This window comes from Paenibacillus sp. PDC88 (genome assembly GCF_900106725.1).
In the GTDB taxonomy this organism is placed as follows: Bacteria; Bacillota; Bacilli; order Paenibacillales; family Paenibacillaceae; genus Paenibacillus; species Paenibacillus shunpengii.
Genome location: NZ_FNNT01000007.1, coordinates 153,224 through 173,933, shown reverse-complemented (window position 1 = coordinate 173,933; position 20,710 = coordinate 153,224). Strand labels below are relative to the sequence as shown.

At 43.1% G+C, this 20,710-nt stretch carries 19 protein-coding genes; 8 read left to right on the top strand and 11 right to left on the bottom strand.

Annotated elements, in window-relative coordinates; all coding sequences use genetic code 11:
• Positions 1 to 124 precede the first annotated feature (124 nt).
• Together BLW49_RS20495 and BLW49_RS20490 are read left to right on the top strand one after the other, a co-directional pair.
• Positions 125 to 748 (top strand): hypothetical protein, encoded by a 624-nt coding sequence (locus BLW49_RS20495; protein WP_090726595.1) that lies wholly within the window; start codon positions 125 to 127, stop codon positions 746 to 748.
• A complete protein-coding gene (locus tag BLW49_RS20490) occupies positions 738 to 1,916 on the top strand; it encodes a DUF262 domain-containing protein (protein WP_090726593.1) in 1,179 nt (392 codons plus the stop codon). Before BLW49_RS20495 ends, BLW49_RS20490 begins: the two co-directional genes overlap by 11 nt.
• 76 nt (positions 1,917 to 1,992) lie before the next feature.
• Here the strand turns inward: BLW49_RS20490 and BLW49_RS20485 are convergent, their stop codons facing one another.
• Positions 1,993 to 3,069 (bottom strand): DNA cytosine methyltransferase, encoded by a 1,077-nt coding sequence (locus BLW49_RS20485; protein WP_090726591.1) that lies wholly within the window; start codon positions 3,067 to 3,069, stop codon positions 1,993 to 1,995.
• 846 nt (positions 3,070 to 3,915) lie between these two features.
• Positions 3,916 to 4,191, bottom strand: coding sequence for a hypothetical protein (locus BLW49_RS20480; protein WP_090726589.1), 276 nt, complete (start codon positions 4,189 to 4,191; stop codon positions 3,916 to 3,918).
• A 568-nt stretch (positions 4,192 to 4,759) separates the two neighbouring features.
• Here BLW49_RS20480 and BLW49_RS29530 point away from each other — a divergent pair.
• Positions 4,760 to 4,843, top strand: coding sequence for a putative holin-like toxin (locus BLW49_RS29530; protein ID WP_370510365.1), 84 nt, complete (start codon positions 4,760 to 4,762; stop codon positions 4,841 to 4,843).
• A gap of 335 nt (positions 4,844 to 5,178) precedes the next feature.
• On the opposite strand, the gene BLW49_RS20475 is transcribed toward BLW49_RS29530, so the two are convergent.
• The 4 genes from BLW49_RS20475 to BLW49_RS20460 form a co-directional block, all read right to left on the bottom strand.
• The gene (locus BLW49_RS20475; protein WP_090726588.1) at positions 5,179 to 5,973 is read right to left on the bottom strand and encodes an ABC transporter permease subunit; all 795 of its coding nucleotides are present in this window, start codon (positions 5,971 to 5,973) and stop codon (positions 5,179 to 5,181) included.
• A 20-nt stretch (positions 5,974 to 5,993) separates the two neighbouring features.
• Entirely contained in the window at positions 5,994 to 6,782 is a 789-nt protein-coding gene (locus BLW49_RS20470; RefSeq protein ID WP_256209880.1) for an ABC transporter permease subunit, read from the bottom strand.
• Positions 6,783 to 6,794: 12 nt separating this feature from the next.
• A complete protein-coding gene (locus tag BLW49_RS20465) occupies positions 6,795 to 7,679 on the bottom strand; it encodes an ABC transporter ATP-binding protein (protein WP_090726584.1) in 885 nt (294 codons plus the stop codon).
• A 230-nt stretch (positions 7,680 to 7,909) separates the two neighbouring features.
• The gene (locus tag BLW49_RS20460; protein WP_090726583.1) at positions 7,910 to 8,443 is read right to left on the bottom strand and encodes an ankyrin repeat domain-containing protein; all 534 of its coding nucleotides are present in this window, start codon (positions 8,441 to 8,443) and stop codon (positions 7,910 to 7,912) included.
• 131 nt (positions 8,444 to 8,574) lie between these two features.
• Here BLW49_RS20460 and BLW49_RS20455 point away from each other — a divergent pair, with 131 nt between their 5' ends.
• Positions 8,575 to 9,261: a lysoplasmalogenase gene (locus BLW49_RS20455; RefSeq protein ID WP_090726581.1), complete on the top strand. Its 687-nt coding sequence runs from the start codon at positions 8,575 to 8,577 to the stop codon at positions 9,259 to 9,261.
• A 98-nt stretch (positions 9,262 to 9,359) separates the two neighbouring features.
• Here the strand turns inward: BLW49_RS20455 and BLW49_RS20450 are convergent, their stop codons facing one another.
• From BLW49_RS20450 to BLW49_RS20435, 4 genes are all read right to left on the bottom strand, one after another.
• Complete coding sequence (locus tag BLW49_RS20450) at positions 9,360 to 10,370, bottom strand: protein kinase family protein (protein WP_090726579.1); 1,011 nt, start codon at positions 10,368 to 10,370, stop codon at positions 9,360 to 9,362.
• Between the two features lie 213 nt (positions 10,371 to 10,583).
• Positions 10,584 to 12,206, bottom strand: coding sequence for a Na/Pi cotransporter family protein (locus BLW49_RS20445; RefSeq protein ID WP_090726577.1), 1,623 nt, complete (start codon positions 12,204 to 12,206; stop codon positions 10,584 to 10,586).
• A 242-nt stretch (positions 12,207 to 12,448) separates the two neighbouring features.
• Positions 12,449 to 12,826: a hypothetical protein gene (locus BLW49_RS20440; protein WP_090726575.1), complete on the bottom strand. Its 378-nt coding sequence runs from the start codon at positions 12,824 to 12,826 to the stop codon at positions 12,449 to 12,451.
• A gap of 127 nt (positions 12,827 to 12,953) precedes the next feature.
• The gene (locus BLW49_RS20435; protein ID WP_090726746.1) at positions 12,954 to 14,261 is read right to left on the bottom strand and encodes an MATE family efflux transporter; all 1,308 of its coding nucleotides are present in this window, start codon (positions 14,259 to 14,261) and stop codon (positions 12,954 to 12,956) included.
• Between the two features lie 307 nt (positions 14,262 to 14,568).
• Between BLW49_RS20435 and BLW49_RS20430 the strand changes: the two genes are divergently transcribed.
• The gene (locus tag BLW49_RS20430; RefSeq protein ID WP_076312386.1) at positions 14,569 to 15,183 is read left to right on the top strand and encodes a TetR/AcrR family transcriptional regulator; all 615 of its coding nucleotides are present in this window, start codon (positions 14,569 to 14,571) and stop codon (positions 15,181 to 15,183) included.
• A gap of 78 nt (positions 15,184 to 15,261) precedes the next feature.
• The gene (locus tag BLW49_RS20425) at positions 15,262 to 18,372 is read left to right on the top strand and encodes an MMPL family transporter (protein ID WP_090726574.1); all 3,111 of its coding nucleotides are present in this window, start codon (positions 15,262 to 15,264) and stop codon (positions 18,370 to 18,372) included.
• A gap of 122 nt (positions 18,373 to 18,494) precedes the next feature.
• On the opposite strand, the gene BLW49_RS20420 is transcribed toward BLW49_RS20425, so the two are convergent.
• Positions 18,495 to 19,676, bottom strand: coding sequence for a NupC/NupG family nucleoside CNT transporter (locus tag BLW49_RS20420; RefSeq protein WP_076312388.1), 1,182 nt, complete (start codon positions 19,674 to 19,676; stop codon positions 18,495 to 18,497).
• A 267-nt stretch (positions 19,677 to 19,943) separates the two neighbouring features.
• Here BLW49_RS20420 and BLW49_RS20415 point away from each other — a divergent pair, with 267 nt between their 5' ends.
• Positions 19,944 to 20,408 carry a hypothetical protein gene (locus tag BLW49_RS20415; protein ID WP_143042144.1) on the top strand — a complete coding sequence of 155 codons (465 nt, stop codon included), beginning with the start codon at positions 19,944 to 19,946 and terminating at the stop codon, positions 20,406 to 20,408.
• A 106-nt stretch (positions 20,409 to 20,514) separates the two neighbouring features.
• A complete protein-coding gene (locus BLW49_RS20410; protein ID WP_090726569.1) occupies positions 20,515 to 20,691 on the top strand; it encodes a DUF2197 domain-containing protein in 177 nt (58 codons plus the stop codon).
• Positions 20,692 to 20,710 lie beyond the last annotated feature (19 nt).

Genomic DNA, 20,710 nt, shown 5'->3' with positions numbered 1-20,710 from the left:
ATTCCGTAAAGAAATAGATTTTTTTGAGATAACTAATCTAATTAGAGGGGAATGCATTCATTAAAAGAACATAAAAGCACAAGGAAATATTATTGAAAACTATACTTAAGGACTTGATACTTATATGAGCTATTCATTACAAGAAATAAAAAGAGACTTGGAACAACTAGATGTCAGACATTTCTATATGAAATATATTGTGAAATCATACAATTGGTATTTCAGCGAAGTTCTAAATATCCCTGAAACCGAATTATTGCAAATTATTGACGAATTTAAAGATATAGTGAGTTCGAATATAGGGGTGAGTTTCAACAATGTAATGATGGTAGGTAGCGGTAAAGTCGGATATAGCTTATCTCCAAAGAAAAATTTTAAATCATTTCAACAAAACTCCGAAAGCGATAACAAATCTGACATAGATATTGCAGTTATATCACAAGACCTTTTTAAATATTTCTGGGATCTTTATAGGAAGGCATACAGTGTCAAATATAATAGAGTTTACTCTTTTATATCAAGGGAGATATATCGAGGTTACATAAATGAGAGAAACTTAAGGGAAATTGAAGCCTGCCGAAAGGAATGGAACAATTTATGTAACAATTCTAACAGATTATTAAGAACCAAATTATACTTAAAACATGATATAACTTATAGGATTTATCGAAGTTGGGAAGACTTCGAGGAATATAATTTAAATTCAATAGAGAGTATGAAAGAAAAGGTGACAATCGATGCAATTTAAATTCCAAAGAAACACATTAAATATCAAAGAAATATATGATGATTTTAAGGATGAGAAATTAGTAATTGATAATTCTTATCAAAGAAGAAAAGTGTGGATGAAAAGAGATAATGTTCGTTTGATTGAAACTATCCTCCTAAACTGGATAATTCCCGAGATCTTCTTATGGCCGGCTGAAATAAATCCTGATACAGGCGATACGGTTACTCATATCGTAGATGGTCAACAAAGGATAAATGCAATAATAGATTTTATTTCTGGTGAGTACAAACTTCAAGAAAGGTACTTACTCTCAGAACCTGATGTGAGAGGAGAATTTACTAATAAAAAATTTTCAGAGCTATCTCCTGAACTCAAAAAAAATATATGGATGTATAATATTTCAATAGTGAACATTGATAGGAAATGCACTATACAAGATATAAAACATATGTTTTATAGATTAAATTTAACGGACTATAGTCTAAATGAACAAGAAAAAAGAAATAGTCTGGATAATGAATTCGGAAATGTATCCAAGGAATTAGCGAACGATGAATTCTGGGAAAAACATAAAGTTTTCAGTGCCTCAGATATTAAACGAATGAAAGATATTGAATATTGCAGCAATATAATCATTCTAGTTCGAGAGGGTATAGTAGATCAGACTTCTAGTAAAAAATTAAATGAAACATATGATGATCTAAAATACGAATATCTTGACAAAGATAATAATATAAAATTGGTTAATTTAATAATGGATGTTATTGATGCATTTAAAAGTAAGGACTCTATTTCATTTCTTAATAAGAAATCACAAATGTATACGATGTTTTGTGTTGGATTAGAAGTTATTGAAAATAAAATAGATCTAACGGACAATATTGTATCAACATTCAATTCGTTTGTACGAGTATACAACAAATTTAAAAACGGAATGGATCTAACTTTTGAAGAAAGTCTTCACAGTGAATTATTTGAAGCCATTAAGAAATATAAACTCGCATCATCAGAAGGGGTAAACAAACTAAGTAATAGAGTTATCAGATTTGAAATTTTGATGAAACATTGCATTAAAGCAAAACCATATACTCAAGAAGCTCTTAAACATATTGAAAAAGTTATCGATAACTTACAATCCAATGATAACGATTATTCCACAGTCGAAGAAGACGAAGAGGAAGAATAATTACAGTATTATAATTTGGAAGCAAAGAAGTGGAATAAGTCTCCTGACTCTATTCCACTTCTTTAATGGTAATAATCTATTTCTTAAGGTTCTCATAATTATCCAAAACTAATTTGATTTGTATTGCTAATAGCTCAGCCAATCGGTATGCCACTCCGTTACCTACCATCTTGAACATTTTGTCTAATGGCGTATTTTCTCTAAATCTGTACCAATCAGGTACAGACTGAAGTCTTAATGCTTCACGTACAGTTAGACGCCTAGCTAATGTAGGGTGTAAATGAACCTCATTATTTCCATAAGCAACAGTAGGACTATAGCGAAATCGATGAAGTCTCTTAAAAGATTTCCTTCTTACATCACCTTCCTGTACAGTAGCAAATCTCCCCGAATAGGGTCTGAAGGATACATGGTTATGCAAGTATTGCAGTTCTTGTTCATCACCGATAACTGAATGAACAGTTAATTCATAAGGAATTTCACCATTTATAAAATCTTCTTTATTTAACGAGTTACCAAAATCCAGTGTGTCAGGCCAAGGATATTTTTTTTTGGGATTTAAATATGATGGTTGCGGCCATTGAAAAGTAGGCAGTCCGTTTGATTGCAAAGTTCTAATAATATTGGATTTAATCCCCACTATAAAAACTCTTGATCTATCTTGAGGAATTCCATATTCTAGTGTATTTAGAACTTTGAAATACACTTCATAACCCATCTCTTTAAATTGCATTATCATAGGCTCAAGTGCTTCTTCACGATGTTTTTTTGTTTTGAAAAGAGCTTGGACATTTTCAAAAAGAAAAAAATTAGGTTCTAAATACTGTATCTTCCTTAAAAAATCCCAAACTAATTTACCTCTTGTTCCAGTTACTCCAGGATTTTTAGAATTTCCGATAGAAAAATCTTGACATGGAGGTCCGCCAATTATACCGTCTGTTTTGAGGATATTTTGAGGATCAATTGTTGTAATATCAGCAGCATGTATTATGATTTCATTGTGATTGTATCTTAGCTGGTGATTAAAATTATTAGCTTGAGCAAATTCTGGTACAAGTTCAAACCCTTGTATGATATCGAAGCCATTTTCACTAAAGCCGAAATCAAGGAAACCAGCTCCAGAAAAAAGTGAAACTATACTATATGCCCCCATTACTGGTTAACCTGCCTTTCTTTGACAAAGAACATTGTTACAATCAATTTTTATTAATAAACAAAAGAACAATTGTTCTTGTATGATTAAAGCATATACTTATCCGAATCGTCAATTCCTTTTGGAGAGCGTAAATATATTGATTAAATAGATAAATAGCAAAAAAGGATTTTTTTCTTATAGAACTAATCTAACTCAGAAAAGATTTCTTCATATGAATCATTGTACATTCCATTTGGTCTAAGCTCTATTTAAAAGCTGGACATAACTAAGATTTACTCACTTAAATTGGCAATAAATTGTCTGTTATACCTCGAGTTCACTGGTTTTTAGATAACTAAGTATCGCACTTCCTTTACAATCAGTCTTTAGAAATAAAAAAAACTATTAAAGTAATATATGGTATTAAATGTATTTATCTATGTACTTAGGTATTTGCCGATATGTTTACTGTTCTCTGGCTATATAATAGCGTTACTAAATTTATATATCGATAAAAAAAGAAGTGACCACTTTAGGTTTAGCCACCGGGTCACTTCTTGCGACTTATAACATCACTCGGAGGAGTTCCCACCAAGCTATTGTTACCTACGGATGGACCGTCATCCGTCCTTATTTCTATTGTTACGATAACATAACTGGATATGCGAAATCTCAACTTTAAACAAAAAACAGAGGTAATACTGTTAAGTATAAACAACTATTGTATCTTGCTAAGTAACATTTCCTCTAGTAAATGAATTCTAATTCGTTATATAGTTCATGATCACTTCCCTAACAACCATGCATATCTATTAACGTATACATTTTGGTTACAGCCCTCGTATAAATAGTTTTAACATCATTTTATTCAATTGTTAAATAATTTCTCACAAAAATACCACAAAGCCTCTCGTCAGAAATTAAATAGTCCATTGGACCATGTGAGATCGTTAGATCCACGAAAGGAGCTTCCTTAAACCAAACCATGTAAGTTTGCTTGTAGATCTGGATCATGGTCCCAGCATAATTGAACGAAGGTTCAACTTCAAATCTAAGTATACCGCTTATCTGTTGTTCTACCTTATATGAGTATGGCTCCTCTATAACTTTGGAATAAATAAATTCCAAATTCCACCTCAACTATTAATCCCTCTTCTTACCCAGATACATCCTCCACCATCAATTTGATAAGGCCTGCAATCGTCCGACATAAATGGTGTTATAATATCAAAATTCTGAACGGACGGCGTGAATGTGCATTCAATTTGATCTGAACTTTCCTTGTGCTGAATGTTCGTAATTCTAAACATCCTAGTTCTCCTCTCTAATCCTTGAAACTCCCTGGTTGAACACCAACAATTTCTTTTGTTTCAGGGTTTACATTTACCTTTGTTCCGGTAGAAGGGTTATCAACTGATCTGGTGAAACTCGTATTATCGTCATAGGCTTACACCACTTGTTTAATATAATATAAATATATAGTAGCAATGAGTTGAATGAACGAGAATCAGGCGAACTTCCTTTTCTAAATAATGAATAATCCGTCTTAAAGCCTTCACGAATAGGAAATAGTTCTGATTAAGTAGCTTCTTAAAACCTTCAGATATAAGTAAGAAAAAAGCCCTGATTTCTCAGGGAACATGGTATAATATGGGTTGAACGATACGCCTAGGTGGGCGGGTCTTCCTCCGGAAAGGAGGTGAGGCTCATGCACTTCTCTTTTGCCGATATGTTATTGTTCGCTGGCTTTATCATAGCATTACTGACATACATCGATTCAAAAAAGAAGTGACCCCTTAGGTTTCGCCACCTGGGTCACTTCTTCCGCTCTAGCTTTACTCGGAGGAGTACCCACCAAGCTATTGTACTGAGGACGGACCGCCATCCGTCCTTATTTCTATTGTTATGATAACATAATTGGATTATACAGGCAATTTCTTAAGGGTTACATCCTGACCCTCTAGGTTCGCGCCTGGGTCACTTCTTCGATACTTAGTAACACACTCGGAGGAGTTCCCACCAAGCTATTGTGCTGAGGACGGTTTAGCGGACCGTCCTTATTTCTATTGTTATGATAACATAACTGGATTATACAGGCAATTTCTTAATGCCATCGGATCTCCATGGCTACACCATCAAATCCCGCTTACGGAAGGCCGTATAGGTGATGACCAACAGGACTCCAATGAGTAACACGGACAGAAGGACATAGATGAGATCGAATCCTCCCCCGTACATCATCTCCTTCGCCTCAAAATACTTGAACGGCGTGAAATACTTCAGACCTTCAAGTCTCTCATTCAGATCAATGGCAATGGATAAGATGAACGCAGCGAGCAATATACCGGAAGAGATAGCAGCCGCCTGCTTCACACGCTTGGATACGGAGGCAAGTGCTGTTCCGACGAGGAGGAAGATGACCTGTAGAAATAACATCCCGATCATCAGAACGGCAATATCGTCATTTACCTGCTCTCCGTTATTGTACATGCTGACAATCATAACGCTCGATGCCCAAGTGACCAGGTTAAGGATGAGGATCTGCAGCAGAGCAGCTGTTATTTTTGCGGTGATAACCGCGTTTCTGGTCAAGGGCTTGGTGAATAGGAATTCTGCCGTTCTTTCCTGCTCTTCTTTGGCAATCATGCTGGCCCCGAGCGTTACGGCATGAATGGTGACGGCGAAGAACAAGTACAACATGAGCACTCCATAATACCCGCTGGCCTTCGACAGATCAAAGGCTCCCGCCCCCATCAAAGCCTGAAGGGATTCGGGCATATCCGCAATCACCTGGTTCAGCTCCCCTCCGGCAGCCGTCGCTTCGTATTTGTTCATCCCGCTCACCAATAGAAGCACAATGCCGATACACCAGAACAGCAGGGACTTCCGATAACTCTTCATTTCTCTCCGAAATATGTTCATGAACTTCCCCTCCCGTAACGCTAGGCAGAAATATCTCTTCTTATATAAATGTAATAACAGACAGCGGTACATATCACCATGATCCCTGCTGCGGCCGTCATGTAGGGTACTTCATAGCTTGCCGTCTCCAGGACCTTTTTTGTGTCAAAATACTTGAACGGAGACAAATACCGCTTCATTCCTCCCTCGTCTCCAGCCACAAGCATCCCGAGTATATAAAAAACAAGCACGGTCGTCAGCGATACAGGAAGAATGGCTTTGATTCTCGGCAGCAGCACGGAAACGAGGAGACCGATCCCAACAAACATCAGCTGCACGAACAGAAGGGTCATCGAGAGCATGAAGTACAATTTGACATCATACGCACCCGTTTGAAGCTGTTCCGCCATAAGCCAGGCCCCCGCAAGATACAGCGCATTGGTCAGCAGAATAGATGCGACCGCAGCCAGCAGCTTGGAGGTAAGTACCTTGGTTCGCGTCACAGGCTTGGTTAGGAGAAAATCGGCGGTTCTCTCCCGGGTTTCCCGGGATACGACCGACATGCCAAGCAGCATGGCCTGGATGGCTCCGCACAGCGTAATGTACATCAATATATAAGTGTAGAACCCGAGAAACGTACCCATACTTTCAATCTGAATACCGAACGCCTGCCTGAACGGTTCCGGATATCCCTCAAGAATGCGCGCAAAGGCATCAAACTCTCTGGAGATGGATGGAAATAAGGACAGCAGAAATACCATGATACCAATGATGGACAAGGACCAGATCAGCAGTGATTTTCGGTAAGATTTCAGTTCAAAAAGAAACATGTTCACCCCGAATCAAGCCTCCCTGTCATAATAATGCATGAAGATTTCTTCGAGATTCGGCTCCTCGATCCATAGATTATCCATCTCAATATGGGCCAGCCTCTGCAGGATCTGATTCAAATTCCCCTTGAACAAAAACCGGGTAATGCTCCCCTCCGCCGTGATATGACTTACACCGTCTATATCCAGCTGCTGCGGGTCTAGAGGAACGGCCGTTTCAATCGCAAACTTTTTATAATTAGACTCCTTCAGTGCGCTGATCTTCTCCACGGTGACGATTCGTCCTTCTTTAATGATCGCAACCCGGTTACACAGCCGCTGGACTTCGCTCAAGATATGGGAGGAAAATAGGATCGCCGCCCCCCGTTCATTCTCCTCCTTCAGCAATTCAAAGAACGTGTGCTGCATCAGCGGATCGAGTCCGCTCGTCGGCTCATCGAGAATGAGCAGCCGGGGACTATGGAGAAGCCCTTGCACGATGCCGACCTTCTTCTTGTTCCCCAGTGACAGGCTCTCAATCTTCTTGCTCAAGTCCAGATCCATCCGCTCCGCGAGCTCCTTCATGCGTTTCGTACAATCCTTCTTGTAGAAGCTGGCCGAATATTTGAGCAGATCCAAAACCCTCATATGATCGTAATAAAAGACCTCCGCAGGCAGATATCCGATCTCCTTCTTAATCTCCGCGCTGTGACGAATGCAGTCCTTGCCGAAGATGGAGGCAGTGCCGCTCGTGGGATAGATGAGAGCAAGCAGTGTCCGAATCGTTGTTGATTTACCTGCCCCGTTTGGCCCGATAAAGCCAAAGATTTCACCTTCTTCAATCGAGAAGCTCACATCAATAATCCCTCTTGCCTTGCCGTACTGCTTGGTCAAATGCTCAATCTCCACGGCATTCATGCGCCATCCCCTCCGCTCTATTCCTGCAACTTGGTTTCTGATCAAATCATACGGGATAGTCGCAGCAGGGTAAAATCAAACAGTCAGCAGATTTGCACTGATTTTTGTCATTTACAGCAGATTTACACCTAAATTATGCAAAGAGGCAGATGAATGAACGCTATGCTTCATCTTGCTCTGCTTCTCATAGAGGAATGAGATTTACCTGTATCCATCGGATCCTATTTCTCTTATTCATTTCGAAGCTGTGTTGTCATTTGCTTCAGCAGTGCTGCCACCTTCTCGTTCCCCTGCTTCTCTGCGATCTGAAGAGCCGTCTCCCCATCTGTTGCCCGTTTGCTCACTTCTGCACCATGATCCAGCAGAAGTTGAACAATCTCCGTGCGATCCGTATGAAACGCAGCCGAATGCAGCGGGGTTTGTCCATCGCTGTCCACAATACCTGAATCTGCCCCATGGGACAGAAGAAGCCTAATGACGCTAAGACTCCGCTCACCGGCAATCGCCGCATGCAGAGCTGTATTAGATGGGATGTATGCAATTGTGGAATGAGTCACAGCGTTGACCTCTGCCCCATGAGCCAATAATGTCTGCACGATTTCTTCAAATCCCAGATGCCCTGCATAAGCCAGCGGGGTTAGTCCATCTTCATTTTCTACATTAGCGAGCTGCGGCTGTTCCGTCAGCAGTTCTGATACTCGCACCTTGTCTCCAGCGATTAGAGCTTCAAACAGTGCTGTTACTTGAAGTTTAGCGGTTTCCATCTCTTTTCCTCCTTGGGTAATCGAAATTAAGTGCCTTCAGATCATTCTTTTTCCATGACTTTCCTTGCCATCTGCTATATGATGATTACAGATTTGCCTTATTAAAACCCTTTCATAAGGAGTGTTCTGAGATGATGTACTTCGGGAGGAAGCTCTTGCTGCCTCTACTCATTCTAATCACGAGCATACTATATATCTTCTTCATTCCGGAAGAGCCATTTGAAGTAAAATTGCTCTTCAAGCTGCTGCCGATGGCACTTATCATTTTGTATGCTTACTTACGCATGCCAACTGACCGGCGTCCTGCACACGCTCTGCTGCTGGCCGGCTTGTGCTTCTGTATGCTGGGCGACGGCCTGCTGCCAATATGGTTCGTATACGGCCTGCTTGCTTTTCTGATCGGTCATCTATTCTATCTGACTGCATTTCTGAATCAATGGCGCTTCTCTTGGATTCGGCTGTTGAGCATCATCCCCATCGGCATCTACGCCTGGATTATGGGCGGCAAGCTTGCACAAAATATTGCAATGTCAGCCGATTTGAAAGGACTGGTCATTCCCGTTATTGCGTATGTCACCGTCATTTCACTTATGCTCTGGTCTGCAGTTATGACAGGGAATGTGTGGGCCAGTATCGGAAGCCTGCTCTTTGTCATTTCGGATTCGATCCTGGCATGGAACAGGTTTGTCGAAGCTATACCTTACGCGGGTGTCCTTATTATGGCAACGTACTACGCTGCCCAGTTTCTAATTGCATGCAGCATCGGTGCTGCTGCACATAGAAGAAGCTCGCTTCTCAAGGTGAACATCAAATATTAACTGTTAATCCGCTGTCGTTTTACATTCCGCCTCTCTCTTCATGGCATTTATGGGGAGCGGCGGCTTTCTATGATTTAAAGCTCAACTTATATGTATCGTTACTTTGCTTCCGATAGGAGCTCCAGCATTTGGTCCAGTATGCTTTCCATTTTCACTACCTCATGCCTTTCAACCATAAACTCCAATGAATCCTCCTCATATCTGATTGTTGTAAACCACATCGAAGCCACAACAGCATAGACATCCTTTACCACTGCCTGTTCCAGCTCCTGGAGCGGTCTAACCTTGCTGTATCCATCATAAAAAGCATTAAACAGTTGTGGACGGTCATCCGTGCTTAGTCCTTCTGCCAGATCCATTTCATTTGCGACCAGAAGACCTTCAACGATCAAGTCCCCAACAAGTGTTTCGTCACCCGCAATATTGTAGTCAAAAATACCCACAGCTCCGTCTCTCAATACTAAATTGTTTATAGAATAATCGCCCTGGGTCGCATGCCTGGGAAGTTCAGGCCACATGGCTTGAATCCGATTCATTCGGTCCTCATACAGCTGAATAATTCGTTCATACTTCTCTTGATTAAGATATCCCGCTTCACCGAGCTCTCTAAATCGTTCGTAGCCGCTGGCCTCGTTATATCCCGTAACATTGAAGATCGAATCAGCATCGATGTGACAATCGTCTCTTTCCGAAATGATGTGCATCCTTGCCATGAGCTGTCCTATTCTGCCTACAGTCTCTACATCAATTGTTCTGATTTCTTCTCCCAAGTAATCTTCAAGGATTACATCGAGCTCTACATTTTCGATCCATACAGAAATGCAGTATTGTTCCTTTGATATGTATCTTTTTGGAGTAAGAATTCCATTCCTTCTCATATGCTCTGAAAATATGCTTTGCTGCTCCATCTTCCATCTTGGATGCTCCTTCTGCTTAATCATCTTAACGACGACAGACGGACGGTCTATAAAATCCGCTCGGATAATCGCCTTTACGCGAGGCGTGTCAGAGACACTATATTGCTTAATATAATCGTGTGTATCTGTGATCTGATTCTTTATTCCGTATGCAGACAGGATTTCTTCGAGATGATACCGTTCGATATTCAATTTCCGGGCCTCCACTTCTATTGCTCATTCTAATTTCAGTTCTTCGGTTCAGCTCCTCAGAAATCCTTCTTCCCTCTGATATTAACGTTTGTATTCACTTCGCAATCCATCAAAAAAAGTGCTCCTCCTCACGAACCTAATTAGTTAATGAGAGGAACACTTCGTTATTTAAAGTCTATTTTTTAATAAAATACAGGTTACACCGAAGCACAATTAGTGCTGTTCGTGCAGTACAAATTGAGCGATATTCTTGCTATGATCTCCAATCCGCTCGAGGTTGGTCAGGATATCAAGATAGATTGCCCCTGTACCTCCAGAGCACTGGTTCCGATTCAAACGCTGAATATGGTTCTTACGGAATTTCACTTCAAGCTCGTCCAGCTTACTCTCATGCTCCAGAACAGCGCGTGCCGCATCTTCATTCTGATGCTCCAGTGCGATAAGTGCTTGTTCCACAGCCTGATCTGCGATTTCGATCATTTCGGTCAGCTCAGTTGTAGCCTCTTTAGAGAATTCCAGCTTGTTCGTAATACTAAATTCAGCAAGCTCGACCATATTCTCTGCATGATCTCCAATCCGTTCAATGTCGCTGACGGTCTGGAACCAGCCTGTCGCTTTCTCTGTTTCGCCTGCACCCAGTCCATCATTGTTCTGATGAATCTTAATAATATAATCCGTAATTTTACGGTTCAGTTCATTAATAAGCTCTTCTTTTTGCAGCGCAAGTTCGGCAAGCTTATTGTCCTTCTTAAGGAAATAGCCTGTTGCGTCCTGCAAAGACTCCCGTGCGAATTGCCCCATGCGAACAATTTCGTGCTGTGCTTGTCCGAGCGCTAAGACTGGAGTTGCCAGCAAACGGTCATCCAGATAAATCGCCTTGAACTGGATCTCCTGCATCTTACCAGGAACGGCTTTCGTTACGATCCAGGCCAGTACCGGAATGAGCGGCAGGAAGATGAGGGTATTTGTTACGTTGAATATACCGTGTGCATATGCAATTTGCATTCGGATGTTAACCCCTTCTCCGATCCAGAGCACGACGGTATGCACCACAGGAAGCAGAATAAGGAAGATGATCGAACCAACCACGTTAAAGATAACATGGACAAGCGCCGTTCGCTTCGCCGCTACTGTAGCTCCAATCGATGCGAGAACCGCAGTAATTGTCGTACCGATGTTGTCCCCGAACAGAATCGGCAGCGCTCCTTGAAGGCTGATCATGCCCTCATCCGCAATCGTCTGCAAGATTCCGATCGTTGCGCTTGAACTCTGAACAATCATCGTAAAGACCGTACCGACAATAAGTCCGAGAATCGGCTGATCAGACAGCTGTACCATGAAATCTGTGAATACTGGCATTTCCCGAAGAGGCTTAAGCCCTCCGCTCATGGTCGATAGACCAAGGAACAAGGTACCGAATCCGAAAATCACCTGACCTATATACTGGTAGCGCTTCTTATTAATAAAGAACAAGAAGAAGGCACCCACAGCAATAATGGGTAGAGCATATTCATCAATCTTGATTCCGACGATGAATGCAGTCATCGTTGTTCCGATATTCGCACCCATTACAATACCGATAGCCTGACGAAGTGTCATCAGCCCTGCATTTACAAGACCAATGGCCATGACGGTCGTCCCTGAAGACGACTGAATCAGAATAGTGACCCCAATACCGAACAGAACACCAAGAATAGGGTTAGATGTGTACTTCTCCAGTATGCTGCGCATTTTATCGCCGGCTGATTTCTGCAGCCCGTCCGACATATACTTAATACCGAACAGGAATATCCCTAATCCCCCGATAAATTTAAACAAAATATCCTGCCAATCCAATGGTGCAGATCCCCCTTAAAGAGCTATATATTTCAAAAAACGAACTATATTAATTTAGCACATTAAAAAGAGGAGATAAACTATCTAACTATTGACATATTGCGACATTAAAAGGGCTGGGGCCGTCGTCAAAAACATCGCACTTCATGGCTAGGACGCCCTTTTTATTAACAAATCAAGCCGATCCTCTACGTTAAATAGCTCATTTCCTTACAAAGGATCCAGCCCAATTTCCATAAATTTTATGGCTGATGCTTCATAACAAATGATTCTTCATGTCCATCCCATATAATCTTCACCTGAAGTTCAGCTTCCTTCCGAGTTACAGAACAGTTGGAGCAGCTACTCGACATCGTGACTCTCCTGGAATTGTGATCCTTACTCTTGAATATGTGGCTCTTGTCATCTGCATAAATCTCCAATTTATTAAAATGGACCTCTTGCCTTTCCTCCGCCTTATACTCAAATATGAAGTCTCCCTCTTCCTGTGACTCCCCAATGATTGCCTTGTATTTACCTGTCCAGTGATCACTCTCCCCTACAAAAGTAACTTCTTCTGTCTGTGTACACCCCGTTAGCAGCAACAGCAGAATCATAGCAGCGATACCCATATATTTCATGTCTCAACCTCCATCCGCAAGACTTTGAATACGCACATCTATATCATTAGGATACAATTATTCCAATAAATGGATACAAAAAAATACTCCTTCCCCATCAGCTTGGATGGACAAAGAGTATTTTCACTTAAATCAGCTTCCGGCTGTACCACTTCTCGCCCCGGAACCTTAGCCAGAAGATAAGGCCCCGTACGCCCCATTCAACCACCATCGCGATCCACACGCCCATGATACCGTAGCCTAGCGTAATGCCAAGCACATAGCCAAGAGCGATGCGCAGCAGCCACATGGATAGAAGTGATGTCATGGACGTAAAATTGGAATCCCCTGCCGCACGAAGCGCAGAAGGTAGAATAAAGCTTGTAGACCACAGAAATGGCTGCGCAACAGCAATCAGCAGCGTCAGGCCGAATATAATCGGCACAATCTCCTCAGGCGGCGAGAACAGCTGCACCACAAACGGGAACAACGGCAGCAAGATGGCTGCAATGACAACGAAGAAGATGCTCGACAGCCAGAGCAGAGATCTTATAAATTTGCGGGCATCCTCAGTATTCTTGTTGCCGATACATTGCCCGACGATCGTGACGATCGCGATGCTCAGCGCGCTGCCGCCGATCTGGAACACAAGTGATATCGAGCCGGCAATGGCATTCGCTGTAATGGCGAACGTCCCGAGCTGAACAATAAAGGTCTGCGTTAGCAGCTTCCCACCATTGAAGAACATCTGCTCTGCGGCGAACGGAATGCCGACGGTCATAATTTTCTTAAGAATGGAAAAATTAAGCTTCAATAAGTTCTTGATACGGAACAGCAAGGACTGATTGATCTTCACGAGATAATACAGCGAGGCTGCTGCCCCGATCACTCTTGCCGTCAGCATGGATATAATGAGGCCCATTACACCCATATCCAGCACGGTGATGAACAGAATGTTCAGCCCAAGAAAGGTCAGGTTCATGATAAGCGATAAAATAAGACACGGTCTTGTCTCCGCCACACCTCGCAGCACACCGGTAACTGCCTGGAATATGGCAATAAAAGGATAGGACAAGCAGCTCCCGATCAGGTACAGCCTCGCACTATCAAATACAGCGGCTTCTGCTCCGCCAAATAACAGATTTAAGATGGGTGTATGAAAAGCGATTACGAGTACACATAGGAATATCGATAGAATGGCGACAGCGGATATAGCCTGTGAAGCGGATTTGGCTGCCATCTGGGAATTGCCGCTGCCCTTGTACTGGGCAACAATGACGGTTCCTCCCGTCGCAACGGCGACAAATACGTTAATGAGGAAAATATTCAGGGAATCGACCATGCTCACCGCACTGACGGCAGCGACTCCAGAGGAGCTGATCATGGCCGTATTTAACAGACTCATCAAAATAATAAAAGCTTGATCCACAAATATCGGAATAATAATCGCGATCATTTGCTTATAATCAAGCGTGTTACCAGTAAAATATTTATTCAGCAAGCCTGCTGAGGTCGATTTGGGTCGTATATAGGGTTCGGGTGAATTCAAAGCTCATCATCTCTTTTTCAGTGTATTAGAATCAATTGCCACACTATTATAGCACCTTCACAGCTCTTGCATAGTGATAACGGTCCTTTTTCTCATTTAATCTTTCTGATTGAATCAATTAATGGAATGAAGGAAATATAAATTGATTCTTGTAAATCGGTTTCCACTCCTCTATACTAATACCATCATCTTAATAGTAAACAGGTGTTCATTAATGCAAACATTAAAAGAAGAGATCAAAGACCGCATTCTTGCCGCGGCCCTCTCTGAATTCGAGCAGTATGGCTATGCTCAATCCTCGATGCGGCGAATCGCCAGCTCGGCAGGTATTACCACTGGTAATATATATCGGTATTTTAAGAATAAAGACGACCTCTTTCATGCAGTGCTTGAACCGACCTACGTCCAGTTCATCAAGTATACGATGGATATTAAGAAAGCCATTGATGGTACAAATACAATTGATGCGTTTGAAACACTCAACTGTATTCAACTCGTAGACGATACGATCGTCGAACTGCTGAAGGAGTCGAGCATTGAGATCAAAATCTTGCTGACCCTAAGCCAGGGTTCTGCCTATGAACAGGCCAAGCAGGATTTGATCGAGATTGTTGCACAGATCCTGGAGAAGGTCATGCTGATTGCAAAGGACATTCCGGCCCTGCATGACCCGAAGGACCCATTGTCTATTCAGATGTTTGCGACGACGCTGATCGAAGGCATATGCATCATTCTGCGTGATTATGAGGACGGCAGCACCATCAAATACCTGGTAGATGAACAACTGTACGTATTCGGGGAAGGATTCGCGAAAAAATTAAACCGGTGATGTCATCATTGGTTTTTTTTGCTCGTAAAATGAACATGTGTTTACTAATCTATCTATAGAAAAAAGGAGTCAGAGAGAATGCAAAGAATCGTCAAATGGCGGGTGCTCATTCTAGTTGTGTGGCTGGCACTGGCAGGTCTGTTGACCGTATTTCAGCCCGATGTGAATGCCATTCTGCATGAGAGAGGACAGGATCCGCTGACAGAGGACAGTCCTTCCAAAGTCGCCAGCGAAATGCTGAAAAAAATTGACGGCGATAAGGGAACGAGCAATATTATTGTTTTTCATAACGAAAACAAATTATCAGACACCGAGCTTACAGACATTGAAACCGGCATTAACAACATCCGCGATAACATGTCTGGCCTTGGCATTACCGAGCTCCTGGATCCGTTCGGAACACCGGAAGCGAAGTCCTCGCTCATCTCGGAGAACGAAACCACACTTATGGTCAGCTTCAGCATTGATAAGGGCGACCGAGAGGTGAAGGACATCAAGCAGGAGCTTGAATCCGAGCTGTCCGGCGTGGATACGGATTTTTACTTAAGCGGTGAAGATTTCATTCAGAACGACTACCTGGAAGCAACGATGATCGGGGTAGAAAAAAGTGCAGCCCTGACCGTCGCATTTATTCTCATCGTCCTCATTGTGATGTTCCGGTCTGCACTGATTCCGTTCATCTCTCTGCTGACCGTCGGGATTACTTATCTCGTCTCGATGGGAATCGCGGCGCAGATTATCGACAAGCTCGATTTCCCGGTGACCAGTGTAACGCAGATGCTGCTTGTTCTTATCCTCTTTGGGATTGGAACGGACTACAACATTCTCTTGTTTAATCGTTTTAAAGAAGAACTGTCACATGGGGCAGGCGTCGATGAGGCGATATCGACAACGTATCGTACAGCAGGCAAGACGATTTTTTACAGTACGCTTACGGTGTTCATTGCCTTCGCGGCACTCAGCTTCTCCAACTTTGGTATTTACCAATCTGCCAATGTCGTAGCGATCGGTACCGTGATTTTGATCGCTCAAATTTATACATTAACACCGTTCTTCATGAAGACGCTAGGACCAAAGCTGTTCTGGCCTTCGAAGCAGGATACAGGTCATAAGGACAGCAAGTTCTGGGGCAAGCTGACGTCCATTTCCGTACGTTTTCCGGTCCTTACGACCGTTCTCATCATTCTCGTGATGATCCCTGTGCTGATGTTCAGCAAGCAGACCTTGTCGTTTGACCAGCTGAAAGAGCTTGGCAATGGTTATCCATCAACCAAAGGCTTCAGCCTTGTTGCTGACAATTTCAGCAAAGGTCAGGCGCTGCCAACCAATGTCGTCATTGAATCGGATGAGCCGATGGATAACAACGAAGCGCTCGCTGCGCTGGATCAGGTCACGAATACTTTGAAGAGTCTACCAGGTGTAGAACAGGTATCCAGCGTGACACAGCCTCAATTTGAACCGATCGAGGACTTCTATGTTTCGAGTCAAGCCGAAACCATTACGGGAGGGATTTCAGCCTCCAAAGACGGAGTAGACCAGATCAGGGATGGTCTGAATCAGATGGAAGAAGGCTTGTCTACGCCTGACTTCTCTCAGGTCGATGAGCTTGTATCCGGATCAAGCGAGATTGAGTCCGGCTACCGCCAGCTGACTGATGCAGTAGGACAGCTTGGAAGCGGGCTTGATGAAGGCGCCGCTGGTGCTGACGGTCTTGCAGCAGGTATTGCGGAGATCAAGAATGGACTCGGTGCCATCGTATCCAGTACTGGTGAGCTGTCGAGTGGACTGACGGAGATTCACAGCCAGTACGAAGCCCTTCGCAGCGGATATACTGCACTCTCGGAGCAGCTTCCAGGCATTCAAACCGGTATGGCAGGCATCAATACTTTAGTCTCGGCTCTTGGCGACAGTCACACGGAACTGCAGCAAGACGAGACATACAATCAGCTCAAAGCCCAAGGCGCTGCGCTCGAAGGCGGACTTGCTCAGATTACAGGCGGGTTAAATGAATTGAATGAGAATTACGGCAAGCTGAACAGCGGCTTCGATACCGCTGCAGGCGGCTTGTCTCAAGTGAACAGCGGCCAAGAGCAAATTCTGGCTGGCCTGAATGAATTGGAGCAAGGAGCGAAGCAGCTCTCTTCCGGTCTATCCGAAGGTGCTGACGGCTCATCTGTCATTACATCAAACATGGATCAGCTGAATGATGCGCTTGCTCAGGTCAATGCGGGACAACAAGAGCTCACCAGCGGATTATCCCAGCTGTCAAGCGGTATGGGCAGCCTGAAGGACGGCCTTGGTCAGAGCGGCAATGGTCTTAGCGACATTTCCGAAGGTCTTGATCAGACAGGTGACTTCTTGTCGCAATACGAATCGGCGAAGACCTTCTTCATTCCGAAGGAAGCCTTGGAAGCAGAAGAATTCAAGACATCACTCGATACTTTCATGTCCGATGACCGCAAGGTTACGAAGTTGATGGTTATTCTCAAGGAAGACCCTTATTCTATGGGAGCAATGGACACGATTGAGGACATTAACGAAACACTGGCTGCAAGTCTTAAGGGTACGGTGCTTGACGGGGCTGCTTATGGGGCTGCCGGACCAAGCTCCTTCACTTATGACACGAACAAGGCACAGCTTGAGTCCTTCAACAGTACAGCCATTCTCGTTATTCTCGGGGTATTTATCGTACTGCTGTTCGTCATTAGATCACTGCTGCCATCCATCTACATTATTTTGGCGCTGATTGCTTCCTATTACACGGCCATGGCTGCAACGAATTTTGTAACGTATCAGATCTTGGGGGCTGACGGGGTATCCTCTTTCGTTCCATTCTTCTCCTTCATCATCATCGTCGCCGTCGGCGTCGATTACAGCATCTTCTTCATGATGCGCTATAAGGAGTATGGAGATCTTAACCCGACTGCAGCACTTGTTCAGTCCGCGAAAAATATCGGCGGAGTCATCATCTCGGCGATGATTATTCTCGGCGGTACGTTCGCTACACTGATCCCATCCGGACTTGTTCTGCTGATTGAGCTGGCAACGGCCGTAATGGCCGGACTGATCGTGCTGTGCTTCATTCTTCTGCCTATGCTTGTACCGGCACTCATTGTGCTGCCACAGAAATGGGGTAAGAAAAATAAAGCTGCTGCTGATCAAGTATCCCATCAAACGTTTGATGCATAAGGATTGCTGAATCATACCAGTAGGATAATCGTAACCAAAAAAACAACCCCGATTCTTCATGGATAAGAATCGGGGTTGTTTATGTCTATATGCTAGCCTTGCGCTGCAATCCTATCTGCCTGTTACACAAACAGACCGGCGATGATACTGGTAATAATGGATGCAAGTGTCGCAACAAGCAGTACCTTGAGGCCAAATTTGGCAACCACGGCTGCTTTTTCACCACTGATCGCTTGAATCGATCCACTAATAATTCCGATGGAGCTGAAATTCGCAAATGACACCAGGAAAGTAGATACGATCGCAACCGTCTTGGGACTAAGCTGCTCGATCAGCGGCTGAAACTCGAGCATGGCTACAAATTCATTCGTCGCCAGCTTCATTCCCATAATGGAGCCCGCCGTTACCATTTCACTTGCCGGAATTCCCATAATCCAAGCAACAGGACTAAAGATGTAGCCTAAAATCTGTGTAAATGAGATACCGAATATTCCGCTGAGTGCCCCGTCCAGCAAAGCAATTAGACCGACGTATGCAATCAGCATCGCACCTACAATGAGGGCAACTCTACCACCATCCAGTGCACCCGCCGAAATGGCCTCGAAGATCGATTTGGTCTGGGAGACTTCCCGTACATCAATCTTCTCATCCTCACTCGGCTTCGAAGGAGCGACCATCGTTGCTATGATCAGGGCAGACATCGCGTTCAAGATCATGGCTACAAGGACATATTGAGGCGGAATCATCGTCATATATGATCCCATGATGGATGCGGACACCGAACCCATGGCAGAGGCACATACAACAAACAGTTTGTTATCATTCATCTTCTGCAGATGATGCTTGATTGCAATCAGTGACTCGGATTGACCGAAGAAGATCGAGTTCACTGCATTAAAGGTAAGTACATTCGACAGTCCCGTAATCTTCGCAAGGGCCCCTCCGATATACTTGATTGCCAGCGGCAGCACCCGAATATGTGTCAGTATGGACAACAGCGTTGCCGTAAAGATAATGAGCAGCAGCACGTTGATAAAGAACACGCTTGCTTCTGGCGGAGCCCATCCCCCAACGACAAATTCAATTCCTTGATATCCGTAGGACAGCACCTTCGTTACAAAATTCGATACCGTCTCGACAATGCCCACACCAATGCTCGTCTTGAACATAAATAGGGCAAGCAATATTTGAAGAACGAACAGCACTCCAATGGCTTTGAAGTTGATATTCTTCTTATCGTTACTAAGCAGGAATCCAAGTCCCAGGGTCAGTACAAGCCCAAGAATTCCAATTACAATTGACATCACACACATAAACTCCCTTTTACTTATGATTAATGCGCATTTACGCAAAATTGCGCGCCTTGTCTACATTACACAGTTGCGTAACCTATTGCAAGTCAGCTTTTTCCTCTGGCGAAAGCCAGTCCTGTTTTGCGCATATACTCCGAACTTCTATTTATAAAAGCAATTTCTTAAACTTTACCCCTTTTTGCAACGTTTATTCATATAATGGAAAATAAGCGTTACTATTACTCCCAAGTCATAGTAAAGGAAAGGATACTGATGAAAATGAAGAGTAAACGGTTCAAACTGATCGCAGGCTTCACCCTATCCGCCCTGTTGACAGCCGCTGTACTATGGCGAATTCTGTCACTGCATTATGCCTCGTTCGATGAACTGGTACTGGATTACGTCAAAGAAACAGATACATATTATATGATTGATATTACCAAGCGAACCGAGGACTATGAGGATTGGGAACGTGTTGAGATTATAGATCCATCGGAGATTCAGGGGCTCATCTCTCATTTCTCCAAGATGAAATTGGAATCATCCCGTGACGGCGGCCTCCCATGGGAATACTATACTGTCCGGATCCAGCTGAAGACCGGAGCCCATTTTGATATGCACCTCTATAATGATCAATATATTCGTATAGAAAATTCACGCAGACCAAGGGATAAATATAACGGAGGCGAATTTAAAATTTCTAACGGATTTGATACCGCGATTCTGGAACAATATTTCAAGTAGCATGCAATGGAATTAAGGAGAACCCATTTAGATGTTTAAGAATGACGAGAGAACTGGTTACAATCTTCGATATATCAACTAAGAAGTGATGTAAGGAGGTTACCAAATGTTTTACTATGATGTACTTTGCTATAATTGTAAGAATACATTCAGGGTATACGAAGGTTCACAAAAATATAAACAAGCTAAGGAAAGAAAGGATAAGCTTTTTTGTTGCGAAGATTGTGCTGATAAAATACGCATTGAAGCAATCATGAATTTTATGCGCGAAATGAATCGTTAGTAATTTGGAAAAAAAAGAG

Bases quoted from the DNA above. Each gene is read 5' to 3' on its own strand.
- BLW49_RS20495 (WP_090726595.1), top strand. From the start codon at position 125: ATGAGCTATTCATTACAAGAAATAAAAAGAGACTTGGAACAACTAGAT.
- BLW49_RS20490 (WP_090726593.1), top strand. From the start codon at position 738: ATGCAATTTAAATTCCAAAGAAACACATTAAATATCAAAGAAATATAT.
- BLW49_RS20485 (WP_090726591.1), bottom strand. From the start codon at position 3,069: ATGGGGGCATATAGTATAGTTTCACTTTTTTCTGGAGCTGGTTTCCTT.
- BLW49_RS29530 (WP_370510365.1), top strand. From the start codon at position 4,760: ATGCACTTCTCTTTTGCCGATATGTTATTGTTCGCTGGCTTTATCATA.
- BLW49_RS20475 (WP_090726588.1), bottom strand. From the start codon at position 5,973: ATGAACATATTTCGGAGAGAAATGAAGAGTTATCGGAAGTCCCTGCTG.
- BLW49_RS20470 (WP_256209880.1), bottom strand. From the start codon at position 6,782: ATGTTTCTTTTTGAACTGAAATCTTACCGAAAATCACTGCTGATCTGG.
- BLW49_RS20465 (WP_090726584.1), bottom strand. From the start codon at position 7,679: ATGAATGCCGTGGAGATTGAGCATTTGACCAAGCAGTACGGCAAGGCA.
- BLW49_RS20460 (WP_090726583.1), bottom strand. From the start codon at position 8,443: ATGGAAACCGCTAAACTTCAAGTAACAGCACTGTTTGAAGCTCTAATC.
- BLW49_RS20455 (WP_090726581.1), top strand. From the start codon at position 8,575: ATGATGTACTTCGGGAGGAAGCTCTTGCTGCCTCTACTCATTCTAATC.
- BLW49_RS20440 (WP_090726575.1), bottom strand. From the start codon at position 12,826: ATGAAATATATGGGTATCGCTGCTATGATTCTGCTGTTGCTGCTAACG.
- BLW49_RS20435 (WP_090726746.1), bottom strand. From the start codon at position 14,261: ATGATCGCGATTATTATTCCGATATTTGTGGATCAAGCTTTTATTATT.
- BLW49_RS20430 (WP_076312386.1), top strand. From the start codon at position 14,569: ATGCAAACATTAAAAGAAGAGATCAAAGACCGCATTCTTGCCGCGGCC.
- BLW49_RS20425 (WP_090726574.1), top strand. From the start codon at position 15,262: ATGCAAAGAATCGTCAAATGGCGGGTGCTCATTCTAGTTGTGTGGCTG.
- BLW49_RS20420 (WP_076312388.1), bottom strand. From the start codon at position 19,676: ATGTCAATTGTAATTGGAATTCTTGGGCTTGTACTGACCCTGGGACTT.
- BLW49_RS20415 (WP_143042144.1), top strand. From the start codon at position 19,944: ATGAAGAGTAAACGGTTCAAACTGATCGCAGGCTTCACCCTATCCGCC.
- BLW49_RS20410 (WP_090726569.1), top strand. From the start codon at position 20,515: ATGTTTTACTATGATGTACTTTGCTATAATTGTAAGAATACATTCAGG.